The organism is Croceicoccus sp. Ery5 (genome assembly GCF_020985325.1).
Taxonomy (GTDB): domain Bacteria; phylum Pseudomonadota; class Alphaproteobacteria; order Sphingomonadales; family Sphingomonadaceae; genus Croceicoccus.
Genome location: NZ_CP087587.1, coordinates 810,984 through 833,793 on the forward strand (window position 1 = coordinate 810,984; position 22,810 = coordinate 833,793).

At 62.3% G+C, this 22,810-nt stretch carries 21 protein-coding genes; 12 read left to right on the forward strand and 9 right to left on the reverse strand.

Annotation, left to right across the window (positions count from 1 at the left end):
• Complete coding sequence (locus LOZ74_RS03890) at positions 1-1,182, reverse strand: acetyl-CoA C-acyltransferase family protein (RefSeq protein WP_230292984.1); 1,182 nt, start codon at positions 1,180-1,182, stop codon at positions 1-3.
• A gap of 267 nt (positions 1,183-1,449) precedes the next feature.
• Between LOZ74_RS03890 and nadB the strand changes: the two genes are divergently transcribed.
• Entirely contained in the window at positions 1,450-3,054 is a 1,605-nt protein-coding gene (gene nadB / locus LOZ74_RS03895; RefSeq protein ID WP_230292985.1) for an L-aspartate oxidase, read from the forward strand.
• On the opposite strand, the gene LOZ74_RS03900 is transcribed toward nadB, so the two are convergent.
• Complete coding sequence (locus tag LOZ74_RS03900) at positions 3,051-3,287, reverse strand: GlsB/YeaQ/YmgE family stress response membrane protein (protein ID WP_230281748.1); 237 nt, start codon at positions 3,285-3,287, stop codon at positions 3,051-3,053. The two genes, nadB and LOZ74_RS03900, sit on opposite strands and share 4 nt — an antisense overlap.
• 465 nt (positions 3,288-3,752) lie before the next feature.
• On the opposite strand from LOZ74_RS03900, the gene LOZ74_RS03905 reads away from it, so the two are divergent.
• Both LOZ74_RS03905 and LOZ74_RS03910 read left to right on the forward strand, forming a co-directional pair.
• Entirely contained in the window at positions 3,753-5,738 is a 1,986-nt protein-coding gene (locus LOZ74_RS03905) for a ribonucleoside-diphosphate reductase subunit alpha (protein WP_230292986.1), read from the forward strand.
• Positions 5,739-5,872: 134 nt separating this feature from the next.
• On the forward strand, positions 5,873-7,117 hold the full coding sequence (locus LOZ74_RS03910; RefSeq protein ID WP_230292987.1) for a DUF2279 domain-containing protein: 1,245 nt from the start codon (positions 5,873-5,875) through the stop codon (positions 7,115-7,117).
• A 31-nt stretch (positions 7,118-7,148) separates the two neighbouring features.
• On the opposite strand, the gene LOZ74_RS18245 is transcribed toward LOZ74_RS03910, so the two are convergent.
• From LOZ74_RS18245 to LOZ74_RS03935, 5 genes are all read right to left on the reverse strand, one after another.
• A complete protein-coding gene (locus LOZ74_RS18245) occupies positions 7,149-7,997 on the reverse strand; it encodes a hypothetical protein (protein ID WP_304505966.1) in 849 nt (282 codons plus the stop codon).
• 110 nt (positions 7,998-8,107) lie between these two features.
• Positions 8,108-8,470, reverse strand: a complete 363-nt coding sequence (locus LOZ74_RS03920; protein WP_230293806.1) for a MerR family DNA-binding transcriptional regulator — start codon at positions 8,468-8,470, stop codon at positions 8,108-8,110.
• A 187-nt stretch (positions 8,471-8,657) separates the two neighbouring features.
• The gene (locus LOZ74_RS03925) at positions 8,658-10,316 is read right to left on the reverse strand and encodes a long-chain fatty acid--CoA ligase (RefSeq protein ID WP_230293807.1); all 1,659 of its coding nucleotides are present in this window, start codon (positions 10,314-10,316) and stop codon (positions 8,658-8,660) included.
• A gap of 68 nt (positions 10,317-10,384) precedes the next feature.
• Complete coding sequence (locus LOZ74_RS03930; RefSeq protein WP_230292988.1) at positions 10,385-11,683, reverse strand: OmpP1/FadL family transporter; 1,299 nt, start codon at positions 11,681-11,683, stop codon at positions 10,385-10,387.
• A gap of 50 nt (positions 11,684-11,733) precedes the next feature.
• Complete coding sequence (locus LOZ74_RS03935; RefSeq protein ID WP_370638871.1) at positions 11,734-12,120, reverse strand: DUF2147 domain-containing protein; 387 nt, start codon at positions 12,118-12,120, stop codon at positions 11,734-11,736.
• A 407-nt stretch (positions 12,121-12,527) separates the two neighbouring features.
• On the opposite strand from LOZ74_RS03935, the gene LOZ74_RS03940 reads away from it, so the two are divergent.
• The 5 genes from LOZ74_RS03940 to LOZ74_RS03960 are packed head-to-tail and all read left to right on the forward strand — an operon-like array spanning position 12,528 to position 18,643.
• Positions 12,528-13,661 carry a thiolase family protein gene (locus LOZ74_RS03940; RefSeq protein ID WP_230292990.1) on the forward strand — a complete coding sequence of 378 codons (1,134 nt, stop codon included), beginning with the start codon at positions 12,528-12,530 and terminating at the stop codon, positions 13,659-13,661.
• The gene (locus tag LOZ74_RS03945) at positions 13,661-16,009 is read left to right on the forward strand and encodes a 3-hydroxyacyl-CoA dehydrogenase/enoyl-CoA hydratase family protein (RefSeq protein ID WP_230292991.1); all 2,349 of its coding nucleotides are present in this window, start codon (positions 13,661-13,663) and stop codon (positions 16,007-16,009) included. The genes LOZ74_RS03940 and LOZ74_RS03945 overlap by 1 nt, the downstream gene beginning before the upstream one ends.
• Positions 16,010-16,034: 25 nt before the next feature.
• Entirely contained in the window at positions 16,035-17,840 is a 1,806-nt protein-coding gene (locus LOZ74_RS03950; RefSeq protein WP_230292992.1) for an acyl-CoA dehydrogenase C-terminal domain-containing protein, read from the forward strand.
• 48 nt (positions 17,841-17,888) lie between these two features.
• The gene (locus LOZ74_RS03955) at positions 17,889-18,338 is read left to right on the forward strand and encodes a PaaI family thioesterase (RefSeq protein ID WP_230292993.1); all 450 of its coding nucleotides are present in this window, start codon (positions 17,889-17,891) and stop codon (positions 18,336-18,338) included.
• 5 nt (positions 18,339-18,343) lie between these two features.
• On the forward strand, positions 18,344-18,643 hold the full coding sequence (locus LOZ74_RS03960) for a polyhydroxyalkanoic acid system family protein (RefSeq protein WP_230292994.1): 300 nt from the start codon (positions 18,344-18,346) through the stop codon (positions 18,641-18,643).
• A gap of 98 nt (positions 18,644-18,741) precedes the next feature.
• On the opposite strand, the gene LOZ74_RS03965 is transcribed toward LOZ74_RS03960, so the two are convergent.
• Positions 18,742-18,960, reverse strand: coding sequence for a DUF2171 domain-containing protein (locus tag LOZ74_RS03965; RefSeq protein ID WP_230292995.1), 219 nt, complete (start codon positions 18,958-18,960; stop codon positions 18,742-18,744).
• 212 nt (positions 18,961-19,172) lie between these two features.
• Here LOZ74_RS03965 and LOZ74_RS03970 point away from each other — a divergent pair, with 212 nt between their 5' ends.
• Positions 19,173-19,565 (forward strand): PepSY domain-containing protein, encoded by a 393-nt coding sequence (locus LOZ74_RS03970; protein ID WP_230292996.1) that lies wholly within the window; start codon positions 19,173-19,175, stop codon positions 19,563-19,565.
• A gap of 183 nt (positions 19,566-19,748) precedes the next feature.
• Here the strand turns inward: LOZ74_RS03970 and LOZ74_RS03975 are convergent, their stop codons facing one another.
• On the reverse strand, positions 19,749-19,970 hold the full coding sequence (locus LOZ74_RS03975; protein ID WP_230292997.1) for a hypothetical protein: 222 nt from the start codon (positions 19,968-19,970) through the stop codon (positions 19,749-19,751).
• Between the two features lie 402 nt (positions 19,971-20,372).
• Here LOZ74_RS03975 and LOZ74_RS03980 point away from each other — a divergent pair, with 402 nt between their 5' ends.
• The 3 genes from LOZ74_RS03980 to LOZ74_RS03985 all read left to right on the forward strand — a co-directional run bounded on the left by LOZ74_RS03980 (position 20,373) and on the right by LOZ74_RS03985 (position 22,793).
• Positions 20,373-21,428, forward strand: a complete 1,056-nt coding sequence (locus LOZ74_RS03980) for a ribonucleotide-diphosphate reductase subunit beta (RefSeq protein ID WP_230292998.1) — start codon at positions 20,373-20,375, stop codon at positions 21,426-21,428.
• A 175-nt stretch (positions 21,429-21,603) separates the two neighbouring features.
• The gene (locus LOZ74_RS18280) at positions 21,604-22,032 is read left to right on the forward strand and encodes a Panacea domain-containing protein (RefSeq protein ID WP_370638872.1); all 429 of its coding nucleotides are present in this window, start codon (positions 21,604-21,606) and stop codon (positions 22,030-22,032) included.
• A gap of 11 nt (positions 22,033-22,043) precedes the next feature.
• Entirely contained in the window at positions 22,044-22,793 is a 750-nt protein-coding gene (locus LOZ74_RS03985) for a hypothetical protein (RefSeq protein ID WP_230292999.1), read from the forward strand.
• Positions 22,794-22,810 lie beyond the last annotated feature (17 nt).

Sequence of the window (22,810 nt, forward strand, 5' to 3'; positions counted from 1 at the left end):
TCACACCGCTTCCCATACGGTTGCGATGCCCTGGCCGCCGCCGATGCACATGGTGGCAAGGCCGTATTTGCCGCCCGTGCGCTGCAGTTCGTAGGCCAGCTTGGTGACAAGGATCGCGCCCGTCGCGCCGATGGGGTGGCCCAGCGAGATGCCCGAACCGTTGGGGTTCACCTTGGCCGGGTCGAGGTCGAGCTGCTTCGACACGGCGCAGGCCTGCGCGGCGAAGGCTTCGTTCGATTCGATCACGTCCAGCACATCCTTGGGAATGCCCGCCTTTTTCAGCGCGATCTGCGATGCCGGAACGGGACCGATGCCCATATAGGCCGGATCGACGCCCGCATGGCCATAGGAAACAAGGCGCGCCAGCGGCTTCAGCCCGTGTTCCTTGACCGCGGCCTCGCTGGCAAGGATGGTCGCCGCCGCGCCGTCATTGATGCCCGAAGCATTGCCCGCCGTCACCGTGCCGCCGTCCTTTTTGAACGCGGGGCGCAGGCCGGCCAGCGTTTCCGCCGTGGTGCCTGCCTTCACATGCTCGTCGGTATCGAACTCGACCGTCTTGCGCTTTACCTTGACTTCGACCGGAACGATCTGGTCCTTGAAATAGCCCGCCTCGATCGCGGCCATGGCGCGGCGCTGGCTTTCGGCGGCGAATTCGTCCTGCTGCTCGCGCGTGATCTCGTATTTCTCGGCCACGTTTTCGGCCGTGATGCCCATGTGATAGCGGTGGAACGGATCGTGCAGCGCGCCCAGCATGCCGTCCTGCAACTGGCCGTCGCCCATCTTCAGCCCGAACCGGATGCCGGGCACGAAATAGGGTGCGCGGCTCATGATCTCGGCGCCGCCGCCGATGCAGATCTGGTGGTCGCCCAGCATGATGTGCTGCGCCGCCGACACGATCGCCTGCATGCCCGAACCGCACAGGCGGTTGAGCGTCAGCGCGGGGGCGGCATGCGGCACGCCCGCCTCTACCGCCGCGATGCGCGCGACATAGGCATCGCGCGGCTCGCACGGGATGACCGAACCGATGACGGTATGTTCGACCAGCTCGGGCGAAACGCCGCCGCGTTCCAGCGCGGCCTTGATGGTCTGCGAACACAGCTCGCCCGGCTTTTCATTGCTGAGCGATCCGCCGAAAGTGCCGACCGCGGTGCGCGCGGCAGAGACGAGATAGACGTCGGTCATGGTGCATCCTCTTGTGCGTTGGCCGCGAACGGGCCGGATGAAATGCGGCACGCGGCCCCCGACCATCGCATCGGAAGCGGTGCGTTTGCGATGTGGGGTTAGCAGATGCGGAAAGCGAGTCCAGTTCCGGCGTTAAATGTCATGACGCGATCGGCAATCCGGCGGATTTGCGAAACACTTGCCTGCCGCCCCCGCGCGGTGGCAAGGCGGTGCGGCATACCGGCGGCGTTAAGGACCGTCACGACAATCGAGGATTCCTGACCAGCCATGACGCCCAATACCGGAACCGGATCGCGCGATCACGACGTCATCATTATCGGATCGGGCGCGGCGGGGCTGTCGGCGGCGCTGGTGCTGGCCGAACGGCTGCGCGTGCTGGTGCTGGCCAAGGGGACGCTGCAATCGGGATCGACCGCATGGGCGCAGGGCGGCATCGCGGCCGTGCTGGACGCGGGCGATACGTTCGACGACCACATCCGCGATACGATGATCGCGGGCGCAGGGCTGAACCGGCGCGAGACGGTGGAATTCGTGATCGAACGCGCACCCGAATCGATCGAAAGGCTGATCGCGATGGGCGTGCCGTTCAACCGGGAAGAGGGCGATTTGCACCTGACCCGCGAGGGTGGCCATTCGCATCGCCGGATCGTCCATGTGAACGACGCCACCGGCTGGGCGGTGCAGGCCGCGCTGCTGAAGGCGGCGGAGGAGAACCCCAATATCACCCTGCTGCCCGGCCGCGCGTGCATCGATCTGATCACCGGCCGGCACGAGGAGAAATATTCGGGATCGGGCCGGGTCTGGGGCGTCTATGCGATGGATCAGGACACGGGCGAGGTGGAAACCCATGTCGCGCGCGCCACGATTCTTGCGGCGGGCGGCGCGGGCCGCGTCTATCAGTTCAGCACGGCGCCGCGCGGCGCGACGGGCGACGGCATCGCCATGGCATGGCGCGCGGGCGCGCGCGTGTCGAACATGGAAATGATGCAGTTCCATCCGACCTGCCTCTATAATCTCGACGTCAAGAATTTCCTGATTACCGAGGCTGTGCGGGGCGAGGGCGGGCGGCTGATCAATCCGCGCACCGGCAAGCGGTTCATGAGCTTTTACGATCCCGAACGCATGGAACTGGCCCCGCGCGACGTGGTCGCCCGCGCCATCGACAGCGAGATCAAGCGCTTCGGCCTCGACTATGTGCATCTGGATATCAGCCACGAGGCACCCGAATTCGTGGCGACCCATTTTCCCACGATCCACGAAAAGCTGCTGGGCCTTGGTATCGACATGACACGGGAACCGATCCCCGTCGTGCCCGCGCAGCATTACACTTGCGGCGGCGTGCTGATCGGGCTGGATGCGCGCACCGATCTGCCGGGCCTGTGGGCGGCGGGCGAATGCACCGAAAGCGGCCTGCACGGCGCGAACCGGCTGGCGTCCAATTCGCTGCTGGAATGTTTCGTGTTCGGCGATGCGGCGGCGCGCGACATATTGGCCTGCTGGGACGATCTGGACAGCCCGCCCCCGATCCGCGACTGGGACGCCAGCCGGGTGTCCGAAGCGGACGAAGAAGTCGTCATCAAGCAGAACTGGACCGAGATCCGCCGCTTCATGTGGAACTATGTCGGGATCGTGCGCACCACCAAAAGGCTGGAACGCGCATCGCACCGCATCGCTTTGCTGGAGCGCGAGATCGAGGATTATTACGGTTCGTTCCGCGTTTCGACCGATCTGATCGAATTGCGCAATCTGCACCAGTGCGCGGGGCTGATCGTGGATTCCGCGCTGAAACGCCATGAAAGCCGCGGGCTGCACTATACGCTGGATTACCCCGAAACCCTGCCCGAGGCGCGCGACACATTGTTGGTGCCCTAAAGCACCAGCCGCCCGATCAGGATCAGCGCCATCGCACCCAGTATCGATGCGAGGCAGCCCGGACGGCTGAAATCGCGGCGGCCGCGGCTGGTCAGCAGCCCTGCGACCAATGCGCCGCCAATGCCCAGCAGGATCGTTTCGATCCATCCCATGTCGACGTCGCCGGGATAGAACCAGCGCGCCAGCGCCCCCACGACAAGCCCGCTGACAAGCGCGCCGATGATATTGAGCATGGGTATTTCGCCTTTCGCCTGATTCGTGTTTCGGCCCGCCTGTTTCGCGGTGGCCTTTCATGGAAATTCCACGGGTCAGACCTCATATCGCGTGCTGGCGAAACCCTGCAACGAAGTGGTGGAAAAGTTTTTTTCACGATGTCTGGGGTCTTGCATCGCTCTTGCGCCAAGGGGTCGCGCTGTCACTTGCCGGTCATGCGGCAAGGCGGTGGAAAACTTGCGCTTGCTTGGCCAAGCGGTTGAGGCACTATCCCTAGCGGTCGGCTGATGAAGCGAACCGCTAGACCTTGTGCAGTGTAAATTGCCGCCGGAAACCCCCGACAAGGGGCGAATGGCAGGTCAGGGCGGCGCGGCAACGGGTTTGCATCGGCCGCAGGGGCTATTTTCGACGATCCGGTCTGCATGACAACCGGGCCCGAAATGCGCCCCGCCACATGCGAGATTTTGAAGGACGGGGCGGCGACTATGGATTTCAGGAACGGTGACACAGGCCATGACGGTGAGGTTCAGGTGAGCAGCAGCGATGTAGAGACGGCACCCGTAGCCGGCGGGGCAACCGACGGCGCGCTTGAAAAGGCGGGCGAGGTGCTGGCCAAGGCGCTGACGGATGCTCCGGCGGAAAAGAAGGTGCTGACGTCGAAGGATGTGGCGGAACGCCGCTTTACCATCGTTACCGATGCCAGCCGCGATGCCAAGCTGACCGAATTCGGCAAGGAAACGCTGGAAGACCGCTATCTGCTTCCCGGCGAAAGCTATCAGGACCTGTTCGCGCGCGTGGCCGATGCCTATGCCGACGATCAGGACCATGCGCAGCGCCTGTACGACTATATCTCGAAGCTGTGGTTCATGCCCGCGACGCCCGTGCTGTCGAATGGCGGCACCGGACGCGGCCTGCCGATCTCGTGCTATCTGAACAGCGTCGACGACAGCCTAGAAGGCATCGTCGGCACATGGAACGAAAACGTCTGGCTCGCATCGCGGGGCGGCGGCATCGGCACATACTGGGGCAATGTGCGCGGCATCGGCGAACCGGTGGGCCTGAACGGCAAGACCAGCGGGATCATCCCCTTTGTGCGGGTGATGGACAGCCTGACGCTCGCGATCTCGCAGGGGTCGCTGCGCCGCGGTTCGGCCGCCTGCTATATCGACGTGCACCACCCCGAGATCGAGGAATTCCTCGAAATCCGGACCACCACGGGCGACTTCAACCGCAAGGCGCTGAACCTGCACCACGGCGTGCTGCTGACCGATGAATTCATGGAAGCGGTGCGCGACGGGGCCGATTTCGACCTCAAGAGCCCCAAGGACGGTTCGGTCCGTTCGACGGTGAATGCCCGCGCCCTGTTCCAGAAACTGGTCGAGGTGCGCCTGCGCACCGGTGAGCCCTATTTCGTGTTTTCGGACACGGTGAACCGCATGATGCCCAAGCATCACCGCGATCTGGGGCTGAAGGTTTCGACGTCGAACCTGTGTTCGGAAATCACCCTGCCCACGGGCAAGGATCACCTTGGCAACGACCGCACGGCGGTGTGCTGCCTGTCCTCCCTGAACCTTGAGACATGGGACGAGTGGAACGGCGACAAGCTGTTCATCGAGGACGTGCTGCGTTTCCTCGACAATGTGCTGCAGGACTATATCGACCGCGCGCCGGACGAGATGGCGCGCGCCAAATATTCCGCCGCGCGCGAGCGTTCGGTCGGCATGGGCGTGATGGGTTTCCATTCGTTCCTGCAGTCGAAGAACATCGGTTTCGAAAGCGCCATGGCCAAGGCCATGAACCTGAAGATGTTCAAGCATATCAACGCCAAGGCGAACGAGGCGTCGATGATGCTGGCCAAGGAGCGCGGTCCGTGCCCCGACGCCGAGGACATGGGCGCGATGGAGCGTTTCAGCTGCAAGATGGCGATCGCGCCGACCGCGTCGATCAGCATCATCTGCGGCGGCACCAGCGCCTGTATCGAGCCAATCCCCGCGAACATCTATACCCACAAGACTTTGTCGGGATCGTTCGTCGTCAAGAACCCGCATCTGCAGAAGATGCTGGCGGAGAAGTCGAAGGATTCGACCAATGTGTGGAACTCGATCCTCGAACGCGGCGGTTCGGTGCAGCACCTCGACTTCCTGACGCCCGAAGAAAAGGCCGTGTTCAAGACCAGCTTCGAAATCGACCAGCGCTGGCTGCTCGAATTTGCGGCCGACCGCACGCCCTTCATCGACCAGGCGCAGAGCCTTAACCTCTTCATCCCCGCCGATGTCGACAAGTGGGACCTGCTGATGCTGCACTTCCGCGCATGGGAAATGGGCATCAAGTCGCTCTATTACCTGCGGTCCAAGTCGGTGCAGCGCGCCGGTTTCGCAGGCGGCGTAGAGGCGGACAACACGCTGGACGCAGCCAAATACGAGCTGAATTCGGGCGAAACCGATTACGAGGAATGCCTCGCCTGCCAATAACAGGCCGGTAATCCTGTTGAACGGTCAAAGGCCGGCGGAGCGCATTCCGCCGGCCTTTTTATTTGGCCTTTTCGTTGGGCGGCGGGTGGAAATGTTACGGTTTAAAGACTAAATGCCCACGCCTGATGAGGGTAATGCTATCTTTTGCGGCGCTGCGATCCAAAGGCGGTCGCGGGGGCGCGGCTGGCGCGCTGGCGCTGGCGGTATCGTCGCTGGCAGGCAGTCTGGCAGGGGCGTGCGGCGCACAGGCGGGCGAGCTGGCCGATCTGGACGGCGATTTTCCCGACTGGTCGGCCGACTATGCCGATGCCGACCCCGATATCGCCCCGCGCCAGGGCGGTGCACGCTGGCTGGCGCCCGAAGTGGCGGAGCGGTGGGAGTTGCTGGAAATCGCCGCGCATCAACGCGGCGGGCAGCGCCTGACCCAGCCGGAAGATTTTGGCACCGATGAATTTGCCGGTGATGATGCAAACGGCGAGGCGCCGGTCGCAGGACCGCTGCCGCCGCAGCCGACGGGCAACGTGCCGCAAGTCGCGGCCGTGACGCCCTTGGTACAGCCGACCCGCTGGGCCGATCACGTGCCGCGCGAATATGCGACCCATCCGACATTCGGATCGCAGGTCGGCGCGATCAAGACCGAAGCGCTGCTGATGTTCGGCTATTTCACGATCCGCGCGGGCACCAAGCTGTTCGGAGAGACCGAGGGGTTCCATTTCAAGGACGAGGGCTGGTTCGGCAAGGACACCGAATATGTCGGCGTCGACAAGTTCGCCCATGCGTGGAACACCTATCTCGCTGCCGAAATCCTGCACAACCGCCTGCACCGCAAGGCCAATGCGTCAGAGGGCGATGCCGTCACGGCGGCGACTTTGGCCTTCGGTTTCGTGGCCTATAACGAGATTTCCGACGCGATCGAGCCGGATAGCGGCTGGTCGTGGAACGATATTCTGATGAACGGTCTGGGCGCAGGGTTTTCGGTCATCCGCAACACCGTGCCGGGGGTGAAGGAAAAACTCGCCTTCAAGATCGAGATCATGCCGAACGAGGAAGTCTGGACCTATAGCGGGCCCAAGAGGTTCGAGCAGCAGCGGTTCTTCTTCGCGCTGAAAGGTTCGGGGTTCAAGGAATTGCACGATACGCCGCTGCGTTATCTGGATTTGCAGGTCGGCTATTTCGGTTCGGATTTCGAACCCGAGGACCGCGAGGCGGGGCTGATCCCCAAGCGCCATGCGTTCGTGGGCGTCGGGCTGAACGTGGGCGAATTGCTGTTCGGCGGGTCGAACGGCAAGTTCGGCAAGGCGGCATGGTCGGCGCTGGATTACGCGCAGATCCCCTATACCTCGCTGCGGGTGGACCAGCGCGGCGATCTGGTGTTCTGACCGCCGCACCGTTTGCCGGTGGCGGGCGGCGCTATTGCGGGCCGCTATGGCGCGTGTTGTAATCGATCCTGATCCGCACCCATTCGCCCACCAGATATTGGCCGCCCAGACGCGGCGGCCGCACCTGAAACTGCCATGCGGCGGCCAGTATGGCGCGGTTGATGTTCGATCCCAGCGGCCATTCCTCCAGCGCGACGCAATCCTCCACGCGGTAACCGGGCGCGGTCTTGCAGGCGATCATGCCCCAACCGGGGCCGCTGGCGGTGGAGAGATAGCCGCCAAGCTCGTCATCGCGCGGGCGGCGATACCATTGCGCCGCATAGAGCGGTTCGCCATCGGGCGCGGTGCCCACGCGCTGGCTGTCGGGCACGGACGAGCGCGAGGACGGGGCCATGGGGCCGTAAACGGTTGTCGTTGGCGCGGGTATCGGCGGGGCCGGCTTGGGCGGCGGCGGGGCCGGTTTCGCGCGCGGGGGCGGGGCGGTCTTGTTCGGGGTTTTCACGACCGGCGGGGGCAGGGGCGTTTCCTCGGGCACTATTTCGGGTTCGGGCTCGGGCTCGGGCTCCGGTTCGGGCTGGACCTCGGGTTCGGGCTGCACTTCGGGCACCGGCTCGGGCTCTGGCGGGGCCGGTTCGGGCTCGGGCTCCGGTTCGGCCGGCGGCGGCGGGGGGCTGGCAGAGAAATCGATGCTGGTCAGGTTTTCCTGCCCGTCCTTCACCCCGATGGCGTTCGATCCCATCGTCAGCACGGCAAGGATCAGCAGCACCTCGATCGCGATGGCCAGCGCCACGCTGACGCTGCGTTCGCCGAAGCGATCGGTGAATTTTTCCAGAAAACGGCCCCTCTGACGGGAAGGGCCACGGGGATGGCGCGTGGACATAGACCTCGTATTTCGCTGCGCGGCTAGTCGATGTCCCCCGATCCGCTACGGCTGAAACCGATAGAGGCGATGCGCGCGCGGAACAAGGGGGCCGCGCGCATTATGCCGCGCTAGCGCTTCAGCCGGGCTGCCGCTTCGCGTTCGATGCTGGTCAGTTCCTCGATCGTCAGTTCCAGAGCCACGCGCTGTTCGCGCAATTCGGCCAGACGCTCGCGCACCTTTTCGATCAGCCGTTCCATCTGTTCCTGATGTTCGGGATCGGCGTCGTAAAGATCAAGAAACTCGCCGATCTCGCGGATCGAAAAGCCCAGCCTCTTGCCGCGCAGGATCAGCTGCATGCGCCCGATCTCGCGCTTGGTATAGACGCGGGTGGTGCCCACGCGCTCGGGCTTGATCAGCCCCTCTTTCTCGTAAAAGCGCAGGGCCCGCAGGGTAACGCCCAGCTTGCGGGCGACATCCTGAATACCCAGCAGCGCATTATCGCCAACCCCGTCGCCCCCATTGCGGCCTTCGCCGGGCGGGGCATCGCTGTCCTCATGTACTACGGGCTGCGTGCCCGTTCCGTTCATCGCCACTCTTGCGTCCGTCCCAAGCTGCCTATCCGGCGCCGCGATCCCGTTTGCGGCGTCCTGATCGGATAGATTGACAAATGACAGCCCATCAGGCGAGCTTTTTCCGTTCTTCCTCGACCAGCTCTTTCTTGGACAGCTTGCCGATCAGCGTTTTGGGCAGGCTTTCGCGGAATTCGAATTCGCGCGGCATTTCGATCTTGCTCAGCCGTTCGGCCAGAAAGGCGCGCAACTCGTCCTCGCTCAGGCTTTCGCCCTCGGCCAGTGCGACGAACAGCTTGGGCGACTGGCCGCGATATGGGTCGGGAATGCCGATGGCGACCGCCTCTTTAATGGCGGGGTGGTGATAGGCCGCATCCTCGATGATGCGCGGATAGACGTTATAGCCGCCGCAGAAGATGACATCCTTGATCCGGTCGACGATGAACAGATAGCCGTCCTCGTCCAGATAGCCGATGTCGCCGGTGCGGATCGCGCCGTCGGTAAAGACCGCTTCGGTCGCGTCGGGGCGCTGCCAATAGCCCTTCATCACTTGCGGGCCGCGTGCGCAGATCTCGCCCCGCTCGCCCTGCGGCATCAGATTGCCGGGGTTTTCGGGATCGCGAATCTCGATCACCGTGCCGGGAAAGGCCGGGCCGCAGCTGTTGTCCTTGACCAGCCCGCGCAGCGGATTGCAGGTGATGATGGGCGAGGTTTCGGAAAGGCCATACCCCTCCACCACGCTGGCGCCGGTGCGCTGTTCAAACGATTCGCGCACTTCCAGCGGCAGCGGCGCGCCGCCCGAGACGCAGGATTTCACCATCGACAGATCGGGTATCTTGCTGTCGGGCAGGGCGTTCATCGCGACATAGATCGTGGGCACGCCAAAGAACTGGGTCGGGGGCTTGCGCCTGATCGTCGCCAGCACCTGATCCATTTCGAACCGCGGCAGCAGCACCATTTCGGCGCCGGTATCGATGGAAAAATTGAGCACGGTGGTCAGCGCGAACACATGGAACATGGGCAACACGCCCAGCGTGCGTTCCTGCTTTGCCTGCCAGCCCGCTTCGTCGGGCCACGCGGCGCTGACATGCGCCACCATCTGGCCGCTGTTCGCCGTCAGATTGCCATGGGTCAGCATCGCGCCCTTGGGCACGCCGGTGGTGCCGCCGGTATATTGCAGCACCGCCACATCGTCGGGCTTGCTGTTTACCGGATCGGGCGCGGCGCGATTGGCCAGCAATGCTTTCAGCCGGATGTGCAGGCTTTCGTCCCGGATGGTCGCATGGTCCCGCCGCTTGACCAGAGCGAAACCGATCCCCTGCAGGAACGGCAGCATGTCGCGCATCGGGCACAGCACGATCCGTTCCAGACCGGCAGAGGCGGCGACATGTTCCACCTTGTCGTGGATCATCGCCAGATCGGGCACCGCCATGAAACGCGTGCCCGAATCCCTGATCTGATGCTCCAGCTCGCTTTCGGTATAAAGCGGGTTGAAATTCACGACGATCGCGCCTGCCCGCAGCGCGGCGAAATACAGCACCACGAAATAGGGGCAATTGGGCAGGCACAGGCCGAACCGGTCACCCGGTTTCAACCCCGCATCCTGCAGGCCGCGTGCGGCGCGCGCGACCAGATCGCCGATGTCAGAATAGGTCCAGCAGCGGCCCATGAAGTCGATGGCGATACGCTCGGGGAAACGTTCGACCGCCCTGTCGAGCAGGTCGGTGATGAGCCTGTTGCCATAGGCGGGCCCATCCATCGGCGTCATGTCCTCCGGATTAGTGAGTGTCAGACCGGAGGAGGCCGCTGCTGAATTCATGAATTATTGCTCCCCGATCAGAATGCGAACCGGCCGCCAAGCGAGAAGATCAGTGCGTTGGCATTACTGGCCGTGCCGTCGACGATGATCGGCGTCTGTACCGGCGTTCCGGCATAGGCGGCCGTCGTCCGGTCGATCGTTGCATCGTCGATGGCAAGATAGTTGAACGCCGCGTCCACGGTGAAGCCCGGGGTCACGTCATAGCTGGTGCCGACGGCAAAGTTCCAGCGGTTGCCATCGGGCACGCGCGCGTCGCGGTCGCCGCTTTGCGTGGGGGTCTGGTCATGCTGGACGCCCGCGCGCACGGTCCATGCGGGGGACACGGCATAATCGACGCCGCCCGCAAAGCTCCACGTATTGCGGTAATCTTCGGGGATGGCGGCATTGACGGGTTCGCCAAGGCGGATCGCGTCGAATTCGCCCCAGCCGATGCGAACGACCTGTGCGTTCAGGGTCAGCTGGTCCGAAACGGCATAGCGCGCGCCGACGCTGGCCTGCCACGGCGTGCGGAAGGTGGCGTCGGTGTCGATCACCCCGTTGCTTGCTTCCAGCGGGCCGAGCAGGCCGGACTGGGTCAGCGTGCCGGACAGCTTGTGCTTGACGCTGGACTTGTACGCCGCGCCCAGCATCAGCGGGCCGGAGCGATATTGCACGCCCGCCGACCAGCCGAGGTCCCAGCCGTCGCCCTTCAGCTCCTGTTCGCCATCGGGCAGCGCCGCCGACAGGTTGGGCAGCGCATTGGTCAGTTCCGCATCCGAATATTCGATGTTCAGCGCCGCACCGACGCTAAGCTCGGGGGTGACCATATAGGCGACCGAGGGCTGGATGTCGTAAGTGCGCAGATGGCTCTTCAACGCGGTATAGCGCACCCAGCTGGTCGCATCGTAATCGGTCGTGAAGCTGTAGGGCGAGGAAACGGCAAGGCCGACCGAGAGGCGGTCGTTGATCGGCATGGCGACCGCGCCCGCGGGCAGCACGCCGGTTTCGATCGGATCGCTCGACAGCTGGTCGCCGCCGACGGGGGCGGGCTGCTGCTGGGGGCGGACGATCAGCGTATTGTTATTCTCGATATCCGCGCTGGGCAGGATGACGCTGACGGCGAAATGGCCCTCGATCTGGTCGATCCCGCCGATGGCGGCAGGGTTCCACCACAGCGACGCGGCGCCCGTGTCGGCGGTTTCGCCCGAAAAGGCGCGGCCCGCACCGCGCACCGATTGTTCCTGCAGATAGAAACCGCCTGCGCTGGCGACCTGCGGCACGGCAAGGCCCGCCGCGAGGGTCGAGGCAGTGATCAGATATTTCAGGCGAGTGTTCACTCGGATGTCTCCCGGATGGTAATTTTGATTGTTCGGTTGCCGGACGCGGATCAGTTGATGCGGGTCCCAATGCGGGTCCACGTCTGGGTTTTGCAAAGCGGCCAGACGATGCAGCCCTTCAGCTTCAGATGGTCGGCATCCTGCATGGTGATGGTGGCCTTATAGGTGCCGCCATCCTCGGCATTATAGATTGTGCCGCCCGACCATTCGTCCTTCTTGCGGGTGAACCCCTTCAGCAGGACAAGGTTCTTCAGCGGACGGCTGCGCAGGCTTTCGTCCTTGTTGTTGACGTCTTTCAGCGCGGGATCGGCCTTCAGCCCGTCGGAACTGACCAGCTTTCCGCAGATCGAGCTGCCGCATTTCGCGATTTCGACGATGCCGCCACGGCTTTCGGTCTTCCAGCGGCCCACGACATCGTCGGGTGCGGCGGTTGCCATCGTGGCTGCCCCTGCTGCGAGCAGGGAGAAAATGATCGACATGCAAATCCTCTCGACAAGCGCGCCGGTTGGTCCGGCGTCACATGGGGGTCCGATATTCGGGCCATCGTGATGGCGAATCGGTTGAACCCATACATCAGGGTGACGTATAGGTTAGTCAAGGTGTCAAAACGTTAGAATAGTCACATATGCGACCAATCGTTGCAGAATTGGGCAGTTGAACCGGTGACAAGTCCGGAACGGTTGGCAGGGCAGGGTGGTTCCGGTCATAGTGGCTTCGCCTTGGGTCAGCCGGTCTTGAAAACAAAAATCCACTGGCCACTTGACGTATAGGTCAATTTAGCCACCATTAGGTTATTCACCGACTCAGACATCGAGTCACGAAACATCCGGAGAGGTTTCGATCCATGCGTAACGTCGTCATCGCGGGCTATGCCCGTTCCCCCTTCCATCTGGCAGGCAAGGGCGCGCTTGCGCGTGTCCGGCCCGACGATCTGGCTGCCCAGACCATCCGCGGCCTGATCGAAAAGACCGGCGTAAAACCCGAAGATGTCGAGGATATCGTGATGGGCTGCGCCTTTCCGGAAGGCGAGCAGGGCTTCAATATCGCGCGTCTGGTCGGCCTGTTGGCCGATCTGCCGATCTCGGTCGGCGGGATGACGGTGAACCGTTTCTGCGGTTCGTCGATGAGCAGCATTCACATCGCGGCGGGCCAGATCCAGCTGGGCGCGGGCGAGGCTTTTATCTGCGCGGGCATCGAAAGCATGAGCCGTGTGCCGATGACGGGGTTCAATCCCATGCCCAATCCGGCGCTGGCCAGGAAAAGCGCGGCCTATATGTCGATGGGCGAGACGGCCGAAAATGTCGCGCAGAAATACCAGCTGACCCGCGAGGAGCAGGACGCCTTTGCCGTGGCCAGCCAGGACAAGGCCGCGGCGGCAGTCGCTGCCGGCCATTTCGATGATGAAATCGTGCCCATCGAAACGAAGAACGGCACCGTCGACACCGACGGCACCCCGCGCCCCGGCACGACGGCGGACGCACTGGGCGGTCTGAAGCCTGCTTTCGATGCAGAGGGTTCGGTTACGGCGGGCACGTCCTCTCCGCTGACCGACGGGGCCAGCGCGGTGCTTGTCACCAGCGAGGATTATGCGAAGGAACATGGCCTGCCGATCCTTGCGCGGATCAAGTCGGTCGCCGTGTCGGGCTGCAACCCCGAAACCATGGGCCTTGGCCCCATCGAATCGAGCCGCAAGGCGCTGGAGCGGGCGGGCATCACCGCCGACCAGCTTGACGTGATCGAACTGAACGAGGCGTTCGCCAGCCAGTCGCTGGCCTGCATCCGCTACCTTGGCCTCGACCAGTCGAAGATCAATCTGGACGGCGGCGCCATCGCCATCGGCCACCCGCTGGGCGCAACCGGCGCGCGCATCGTGGGCAAGGCGGCATCGCTGCTGAAGCGCGAGGGCGGCAAATACGCACTCGCCACCCAGTGCATCGGCGGCGGTCAGGGCATCGCCACGGTTCTGGAGGCCGTATAATGGCTGGGCAGATCGAAGCTGGGCAGATCGAAGCTGGGCAGATCGAAAAAGTCTGCGTGATCGGTGCGGGCACCATGGGTGCCGGCATCGCCGCGCAAGTCGCCAATGCGGGCGTGCCGGTGCTGCTGCTCGATATCGTGCCCAAGGACGGTGAAGATCGCGATGCCGTGGCCAAGGGCGCGGTGGCGAAAATGCTGAAAACCGATCCCGCGCCTTTCATGTCGAAGGCAGCGGCAAAGCTGGTCGAAACCGGCAATATCGACGACCATCTGGACCGCGTGGCCGAATGCGACTGGATCGTCGAGGCCATTGTCGAGCGGCTGGACATCAAGCAGGGCCTCTATGCCCGGCTGGAGCAGCTGAAAAAGCCCGGCGCGGCAGTGTCGTCGAACACATCGACCATTCCGCTGGAACAGCTGGTCGACGGGCGGACCGAACAGTTTCGCAGTGACTTCCTGATCACCCATTTCTTCAACCCGCCGCGCTATATGCGCCTGATCGAGATCGTGCGCGGCCCGCACACCGATCCCGCCGTGGCCGACAGGGTAGAGGATTTCGTCGACCGCAAGCTGGGCAAGCGCGTGGTGCCGACCAAGGACACCCCCGGCTTCATTGCCAATCGCATCGGCACATACTGGCTGTCGGTCGCGGTCAATGCCGCGATGGATCAGGGGCTGACGGTGGAAGAGGCCGACCAGATCGGCGGGCGCCCCATGGGCATTCCCAAGACCGGTATTTTCGGGCTGATCGACCTTGTCGGTATCGACCTGATGCCGCTGCTGTCGCAAAGCCTGACGGCGAACCTGCCCGAAGGCGATCCCTATTTCGATACGGTGCGCGACCAGCCGCTGATCGACCGGATGATCGCCGAAGGGCGCACGGGCCGCAAATCGGGCTCGGGCTTTTACCGCTTCGACAAGAAAACCCGCACCAAATACGCCGTCGATCTGGACAGCGGCGAATATCGCGAACCCGTGAAGCCCGCGCGCCTGCCCGGCAAGGCCGAACGCGATCTGGCCGCGCTGGTCGCCGCCCCCGGCAAGGTGGGCGATTATGCCTGGGAAGTGCTGGGCAAGGTGCTGGCCTATTCCGCGTCGCTGGTGGGCGAGATCGCCGATGATGTCGTCGCCATCGATGATGCGATGAAGCTGGGCTATAACTGGAAATACGGCCCGTTCGAACTGATCGACCGGCTGGGTCCGGGCATGCTGGCCAAACGTCTGGCCGACGAAGGCCGCGATGTTCCCGCTATCCTTACGACTGCGGGCGAGCGTCCGTTCTATCGCGTGGAGGACGGGACGCGCCAGTATCTGGGCCTTGACGGGGACTATCACGATGTCGTGCGCGCCGATGGCGTGCTGCTGCTGGAAGACATCAAGCTGAACGCCAAGCCGCTGATGAAAAACGCCTCAGCCGCGCTGTGGGACGCGGGCGACGGCGTGGCGGTGTTCGAATTCACCGGCAAGATGAACGCGCTCGACGGCGAGGTCATGAAGCTGATCGGCAAGGCGATCCCGCTGGTGGCCAGCGATTACAAGGCGCTGGTCGTTTATAACGAAGGCGATAATTTCTCTGCCGGCGCCAATCTGGGCCTTGCCATGTTCGCGGTGAATATCGCGGCGTGGAGCGAGATCGAGAAACTGGTCGCGGGCGGGCAGGATGCGTATAAGGCATTGAAATACGCCCCGTTCCCCGTCGTCAGCGCGCCGGCCGGTCTGGCGCTGGGCGGCGGGTGCGAAATCCTGCTCCATTCCGATGCTGTGCAGGCCCATGCCGAAAGCTATATCGGGCTGGTCGAATGCGGTGTCGGCATCGTGCCGGGATGGGGCGGCTGCGGCGAGATGATCGACCGCTGGCGCAAGAACCCGCGCCAGCCCAAGGGCCCGATGCCCGCCGTGTCCAAGGTGTTCGAAATCGTATCGACCGCCACGGTCGCCAAATCGGCGGCAGAGGCCAAGGGCTATGGCTTCCTGCGCGACAGCGACGGGGTGACGATGAACCGCGACCGCCTGCTGGCCGACGCCAAGGCAAAGGCGCTGGAACTGGCCGATGGCTATACCCCGCCCGAACCGCCCGAATTCCAGCTGCCCGGCCCCAGCGGCAAGGCGGCGCTGATGCTGGCGGTCGAGGGGTTCCGCAAGCGCGGCATGGCCACGCCCTATGATGCCGTGGTGGCCGAGGCGCTGGCAGAGGTGCTGACGGGCGGCGACGCTGATCTGACCGATATCGTCACCGAAGCCGATATTCTGGCGCTGGAGCGCGAGAAATTCATGGCGCTGGTCCGCGATCCCCGCACGCAGGCCCGGGTCGAGCATATGCTCGAAACCGGCAAGCCGCTTCGCAACTGATCGCGCGTCACGAGAGGATAAGAAGATGCAAGTCTATAATGCTCCGCTGCGCGACATGCGCTTTGTGCTGAACGAGCTGCATAATGACGACGGTTTCGGCGATCTGCCTGCCCATGCGGAATTCGACAGCGACCTGACCGACGCCATTCTGGAAGAGGCGGCAAAGCTTTGTCAGGAAGTGCTGCTGCCGCTGAACCGTTCGGGTGACGAGGAAGGCTGCACCCACGAAAACGGCCCGGATGGAATCAACAGGGTTCGCACCCCTGCCGGTTTCAAGGAAGCCTATGACCAGTTCGTCGAAGGCGGCTGGGCGGCGCTTGCCAGCGATCCCGAATGGGGCGGGCAGGGCCTGCCCGAGGCGGTGAACAAGCTGGTCGAGGAAATGATCTGTTCGGCGAACCTGTCGTTCAGCCTCTATCCCGGCCTGACCCATGGCGCGACCACCGCGATCGAGGGGCATGGCAGCAAGGACATGCAGCAGGAATGGCTGCCCCGCATGGTCAGCGGCGAATGGTCGGGAACCATGTGCCTGACCGAACCGCATTGCGGCACCGATCTGGGCATGCTGCGCACCAAGGCCGAACCGCAGGGTGACGGCAGCTACAAGATCACCGGCTCCAAGATTTTCATCTCGGCAGGCGAGCATGATCTGACCGACAATATCGTGCATCTGGTATTGGCGCGGCTTCCCGATGCGCCCGCGGGGGTAAAGGGGATCAGCCTGTTCCTCGTCCCCAAGTTCATGCCAAAGGAAGACGGCTCGGTCGGCCCTGCCAATGGCGTGCAATGCGCGGCGATCGAACACAAGATGGGCCTGAAGGCATCGGCCACCTGCCAGATGAATTTCGACGCATCCACCGGCTGGCTGGTGGGCGAGCCGAACGAGGGTCTGGCCGCCATGTTCACCATGATGAACACCGAACGCGTGTCGGTGGGCATTCAGGGGCTGGGCGTGGGTGAGGCGGCCTATCAGTCGGCGGTATGGTATGCGAAGGACCGCGTGCAGGGGCGCAGCCTGTCGGGCACCAAATATCCCGACAAGCCCGCCGATCCGATCATCGTCCACCCCGATGTGCGCCGCATGCTGATGACGATGCGCGCCTATAACGAAGGGTGCCGCGCGCTGTCGGCATGGGTGTCGCGCGCGCTGGACGCGCAGAAACATTCGCCCGATCCCGAAGTGCGCCAGCGGGCGGAGGAATTCACCGCGCTGATGACCCCGGTGGTCAAGGCGCTGTTCACCGATCTGGCCAGCGAAAGCGCCAATCTGGCGGTGCAGGTCTATGGCGGCCACGGCTACATCCGCGAAAGCGGGGTGGAGCAATATGTCCGCGATGCGCGCATCACCCAGATTTATGAAGGCACCAACGGCATTCAGGCGCTGGACCTTGTCGGGCGCAAGATGGGCGCGCATTTCGGGCGCAATCTGCGCAGCTTCTTCCATCCCGTGTCGAATTTCATCGAGGAATCGAAGGGCGAAGGCCCGATGAAGCCGATGATCGACGCGCTGGAAAAAGCGTTCGGCGCGCTGCAATTGTCGACCGCGACCATCGCGCAAAAGGGTCTGGCCGATCCGGAAGAAGCCGGTGCGGCGGCGACCGAATATCTGCGGCTGATGGGTCTGGTGGCGATGGGCTATTGCTTTGCCAAGGCGACCAAGATCGCGGGTCTGCAAGTGTTCTTCGGTTCGGAAGACAAGGCGTTCTACGAAACGAAGATCAAGACCGCGACCTTCTTCTTTGAACGCATCCTGCCGCAGGCGACCGCGCATTTCCTGTCGATCCGCGCAGGCAAGGCATCGATGATGGCGTTCACCGAAGATGAGTTCTGATCGGGCGGAACAGGCGGTAAAGGCGAAACCGATGACCGGACTGGGCCGATGACCGGACTGGACGAGATCGGGGCCATGATCGAACGCGGCATCAGGCCGCCGATGATGGACCTGCTCGACATCGATCTGGCCGAGGTGGCCGAGGGGCGCGTGGTCTTTACCGCGATCCCCTCGCGCAGGCTGTATAACCCGATCGGTACGGTCCATGGCGGTTTTGCGGCGACGATCCTTGATTCCGCGTGCGGTCTGGCGGCCAATTCGGCCACGAAAGTGCCCACCGATTGCATCACGCTGGAACTGAAGATTTCCTATCACGCCGCGATGCATGAAAAGACCGGCCCGATCCGCGCCATCGGCACGGTGGTCAGCATCGGCAGCCGCGTCGCCCATACAGAGGCGAAGCTGTTCGATGCGAACGACCGCGTCTATGCCAGCGCGACATCGACCCTGTTGCTGTCGCCCCGCCGCAAACGGGCCGATACGGGTGAGGAAGGATAGAAACAATGCAAGTACAGGTTCCCCACGATCTTGGCCGCGAGGAAGCACGGCGGCGGCTGGAAGCGGGCCTTCCCAAGCTGGAGCAGCATATTCCGGGCGGCGGGTCGCTGACGTCGGAATTCGTGTCGGACAACCAGCTTGATCTTGTGATCAATGCGATGGGCCAGAAAGTGCCCGTGACCATTTTGATCGAGGATGACCGGCTGGACGCCGATGTGACCGTGCCCGCCTTCCTGAAGATGATGTCGGGCCAGATTGGCGACTTCGTGAAGGTCAGCGCCGAAAAGATGCTGGCCAAGCCCTGATTTAGGGCCCTGATTTAAGGCCCTGATCCGGTGACCCAAACGCAACCGGCCCCGTCGCGCGATGGCGGCGGGGCCGGTTTGCTATTGGATCCGGTCCGTCAGACTCCGGCGGGGATGCGCGCGGTGTCTTTCAGATAGATGCGGTTGTCGTCGATCCTCTCGACATCGTCGAGCGCGATGAAATGGTGCATGTTGTCGTTCGAGTCCGATTTCGTCAGCTTGATGCGGTCATTCTCGACCTCATCCACGGTGCCGACGTGCTGACCGGCCGAATTGGCGACTTCCATATGCTCCTTGATGCGCAGCTTCTCAAACATGAATATCCTTTCCGGGTCTTGTTCAACCCGTTGATTTAACGTTCGTAATAGTAACGGGCGGACCCCCGCCGCCGTTCCTCGGCCCGTCGCCCCTGATGCACGGGTCGGGGACCCCGCCGGTTACGCTTTGCGACAGTTTGGCGCTTGCGATGCCGCGCCCTGACATGCAGAGCGCCACGCAGGTTTCACTCGGCAAAAAGGATGGGCTGCCCATGCGGAAATGGCATCGCTGGATTTCGGTTTTCTTCGGGGTCTTCATGCTCTGGATCGCGGCGACCGGTTTTCTCAGCCAGGTCGCGGTGCTCTGGCCCGCCGGCGAACCCTCGGCCGAGGCCGCCGCCGCCGCACAGCCGCCGGAAGGCTTCGTTTGCCCCGAAGGCTGGCGCTGCATGCCGCCGCGCGCGTCGAATACCGGCATTCGTTCGATGGTGGGCACGTTCCACCATTTGCACTCGGGCGAAACCTTTGGCCCGATCGGCACGACCATCTCGGTCCTGTCGGGCCTTGCGCTGATCTTCTTCAGCATTTCGGGCCTCTGGCTCTATGTGCAGATGTGGCTGAACCGCGGCAAGCGAAAGCTGAAACCGCGCTGGTTCTGGAAGTAGGCGTTCCGAAACGCGCCCGGCGCATAAGAAAACCCCTCCCCGCACGCTATGGTGGGGGAGGGGAAGACATGGCCCCGAACCGCCAGAAGGGCCATGCACTATCTGCATGATCGTCGGTCCTGTTTCCCGTCGACCTCGGCGGACCGAACGTCCGGGTCGATATTGGCACTCTTCAGACAGACTTCAGACCGAGAACCGGCAGCGCAGCACCGCATCCTCCTTCGACTTCGCGCCCCATCCGCCTTGCGCCAGATCGGCCCGCGCATTCACCGGCGGCGCACCCAGATAGCTTCCGCCGTGCCAGCATTTGGCCGTGACCGACGGGGCCGTCGCCGAAGGGGCTGGTGCCGGCTCCTTCCCCGCCGCCCGATCAGAGCCGCGCTGCGCCATGGTCTCTCTCTCCATCCTGCTTTATCGGTTGCCGCCCGACGCGAAGGGGAAACACGTCGCGGCGGCTTGCAATGAGAACGTGGTCGCACGCGCCCCGTTCCTTGAATCCCGCCCGATTCCCGCCATATTCGCACGGGTTTGCGACCAGATGCCAAGCCAGCGCGACTAACGGTTCGTCGCATCGCAAACCGCAACAAAACCGCCGCGAAACGGCCACAATCCCGCCTGTTTCCGGCACGCTTTCGTCCAGTTGGGGATAAGCGTTTTTTCTATCCGCGGGCGGGGCGCGCGGGCGGGCAATTGATGCTAGATATTGTGGTTCGCGCGGGGGCACGGGCGAAACGCACGCCAGATATAGGCACCGGTATCGTCCGCCCCCGCCCATACAGGCCACACGAATCAAGGAACGCAAAGCCCATGCCGCTGCTCGAAGCCCGCAAGACCTACAAGCCGTTCGAATATCCGTGGGCCTATGATTTCTGGAAGCGCCAGCAGCAGCTTCACTGGCTGCCCGAGGAAGTTCCTCTGGGCGAGGATTGCCGCGACTGGGCGCAAAAGCTGTCGGACCATGAACGCAATCTGCTGACGCAGATCTTCCGCTTCTTCACGCAGGCCGACGTAGAGGTGCAGGACTGCTATCACGAGAAATACGGACGCGTCTTCAAACCGACCGAGGTGAAGATGATGCTGACCGCCTTCTCCAATATGGAGACGGTGCATATCGCGGCCTATTCGCACCTGCTCGACACGATCGGCATGCCCGAAAGCGAATATGGCATGTTCCTCGAATATTCCGAGCTGAAGGACAAGCACGACTATCTGCAGATGTTCGGCGTCGACAGTGACGAGGATATCGCCCGCACCCTCGCCATGTTCGGCGGCTTTACCGAAGGGCTGCAGCTGTTCGGCAGCTTTGCGATGCTGATGAACTTCCCGCGCTTCAACAAGATGAAGGGCATGGGCCAGATCGTCGCATGGTCGGTGCGCGACGAAACGCTGCATTGCGAAGGCATCATGCGCCTGTTCCATGCGTTCTGCGCGGAACGTGGCTGCCTGACCAAATCGGTCAAGGAAGACATCATCGACATCTGCCAGAAAACCGTGCGGCTGGAAGATGCGTTCATCGACCTTGCGTTCGAACAGGGTCCGGTTCCGGGGATGAGCGCCAAGGAAATCAAGAAATACATCCGCTATATCGCGGACTGGCGTCTGGGCCAGCTTGGCCTGCCCGCGATCTATATGCAGGAAGAGCACCCGCTGCCGTGGCTGTCGCCGCTGCTGAACGGGGTGGAGCACGCCAATTTCTTCGAAACCCGCGCGACCGAATATTCCAAGGGCGCGACCAAGGGCGACTGGAACACCGTCTGGGCCAATTTCGACAACCGCCGCAAGGCATCGAAGGGCGACGGCGCCAACGACGCCATCGAGAGCGACGGTCCGGGGCTGTTCGGGGATAGCGAAGCGGCGGAGTGAGGGTTGCGAATATATTGTCGATAAACTAGAACGTAAGAAGAACACTCTCCGTCGGCGGGTTAATTGGTCAATTATGTCGCCAGAGATAGAGCCCACAGTGCCGCCCTACGATGCGCGGTCGATAGCGAACACAATTCTCGAACATGCGTTCGAGAGCAATGTTTCGTTAACGCAGATGCAATTGTATAAAATTGTCTACTTCGCCCACGGTTGGTATCTGGCTGTAAAGGGGCGAAAGCTAGTAAAACAAAGCTTTGAAGCTTGGAGTTATGGTCCTGTATTAAGGATATTGCGTGATCAATTTAGGCAGTTTGAGAAGCGGAGTATCGACGTAAAGGCAGAGGTATTCGACATTTTCACTGGTGAGGTATTCGAGGCTCCCGTAGTTTCTGATGAATTGGATCGAGAGTTTATAATAACAATATTTAATTCTTACCGAGATTACGATGGGTGGACCCTCTCGGATATTACTCACGAGCCTGGATCGCCTTGGGACAACGTCTGGAATAGTGACAAACCCGTGGGAAACTTGGCGCTTCGTATCGACGATGAGGCAATTCGTTCCTATTTTGTCCAACTGCCAAATAGATTCGTTTCGCATTAACCGAGGGTCACATGGCAACTGTTCGTAGTCTGGATATTTTCGATGTTGCCCGCAGTTTGGGTCAAAGGCCTTTCGCTGCGACACCGGAATCGGTGGCGGATTGGATTATGGCGAATTATCAAGGCTCTAAGGGCGGGGGCTTTAACTACGATACGTCGATTGAGGCGGTCTATGATGCCTTTCGTGGCGGCCACACTACTGAAAGCGCCATTAATCACTGCTTGGTGAATGGCAATCCGAAAGGACGCACGCAAAACGCTAGTGCGATTAAGGCTGTGATGCCTTATATACTTGAGCACCAATCTCGGTGTTATCGGACAGGCCTAACTGCCGTAGCTGTTGGTCGCTACTCTGCAAGAACCGTCTTTGCAAAAATTAAAGCGCCTTTGATTCGTGTCGAAGGCGATCAAGCTTTTATGGTGGTTCCCGGCTTCCGAATGTCTCACCGGCCTCGCGATATTGAAATTGATTTTGCGTGTTCTGTTGCATTGGAAGTTTTGTCAGAAGGTAACTATGCGGCAGCTGATTTTGAATATCTTTATGCAGGACCTGGGCCAAAGCTAAGCGGACGCAAGCAGGCCCGTATGTTTCAAGCAGTGCATGGTTGTGACCGACATCGTTTTGACGTGGATACAATCAACAGACTGCTAGATGTATACGTTAATGGCGTCGCACTTGCGGCGGAAAGAGGAGCAGATACTCGCGAACCCGATCTTCGCGGATATCGGATTATTGATCCATCACAGCCAAGTATGTTTTAGTCAGCGATTATTTTCCT

Coding starts and splice junctions, on each gene's coding strand:
- LOZ74_RS03890 (WP_230292984.1), bottom strand. CDS start 1,182: ATGACCGACGTCTATCTCGTCTCTGCCGCGCGCACCGCGGTCGGCACT.
- nadB (WP_230292985.1), top strand. CDS start 1,450: ATGACGCCCAATACCGGAACCGGATCGCGCGATCACGACGTCATCATT.
- LOZ74_RS03900 (WP_230281748.1), bottom strand. CDS start 3,287: ATGCTCAATATCATCGGCGCGCTTGTCAGCGGGCTTGTCGTGGGGGCG.
- LOZ74_RS03905 (WP_230292986.1), top strand. CDS start 3,753: ATGGATTTCAGGAACGGTGACACAGGCCATGACGGTGAGGTTCAGGTG.
- LOZ74_RS03910 (WP_230292987.1), top strand. CDS start 5,873: ATGCTATCTTTTGCGGCGCTGCGATCCAAAGGCGGTCGCGGGGGCGCG.
- LOZ74_RS18245 (WP_304505966.1), bottom strand. CDS start 7,997: ATGTCCACGCGCCATCCCCGTGGCCCTTCCCGTCAGAGGGGCCGTTTT.
- LOZ74_RS03925 (WP_230293807.1), bottom strand. CDS start 10,316: ATGACGCCGATGGATGGGCCCGCCTATGGCAACAGGCTCATCACCGAC.
- LOZ74_RS03935 (WP_370638871.1), bottom strand. CDS start 12,120: ATGGCAACCGCCGCACCCGACGATGTCGTGGGCCGCTGGAAGACCGAA.
- LOZ74_RS03940 (WP_230292990.1), top strand. CDS start 12,528: ATGCGTAACGTCGTCATCGCGGGCTATGCCCGTTCCCCCTTCCATCTG.
- LOZ74_RS03945 (WP_230292991.1), top strand. CDS start 13,661: ATGGCTGGGCAGATCGAAGCTGGGCAGATCGAAGCTGGGCAGATCGAA.
- LOZ74_RS03950 (WP_230292992.1), top strand. CDS start 16,035: ATGCAAGTCTATAATGCTCCGCTGCGCGACATGCGCTTTGTGCTGAAC.
- LOZ74_RS03955 (WP_230292993.1), top strand. CDS start 17,889: ATGACCGGACTGGACGAGATCGGGGCCATGATCGAACGCGGCATCAGG.
- LOZ74_RS03960 (WP_230292994.1), top strand. CDS start 18,344: ATGCAAGTACAGGTTCCCCACGATCTTGGCCGCGAGGAAGCACGGCGG.
- LOZ74_RS03965 (WP_230292995.1), bottom strand. CDS start 18,960: ATGTTTGAGAAGCTGCGCATCAAGGAGCATATGGAAGTCGCCAATTCG.
- LOZ74_RS03970 (WP_230292996.1), top strand. CDS start 19,173: ATGCGGAAATGGCATCGCTGGATTTCGGTTTTCTTCGGGGTCTTCATG.
- LOZ74_RS03975 (WP_230292997.1), bottom strand. CDS start 19,970: ATGGAGAGAGAGACCATGGCGCAGCGCGGCTCTGATCGGGCGGCGGGG.
- LOZ74_RS03980 (WP_230292998.1), top strand. CDS start 20,373: ATGCCGCTGCTCGAAGCCCGCAAGACCTACAAGCCGTTCGAATATCCG.
- LOZ74_RS18280 (WP_370638872.1), top strand. CDS start 21,604: ATGCAATTGTATAAAATTGTCTACTTCGCCCACGGTTGGTATCTGGCT.
- LOZ74_RS03985 (WP_230292999.1), top strand. CDS start 22,044: ATGGCAACTGTTCGTAGTCTGGATATTTTCGATGTTGCCCGCAGTTTG.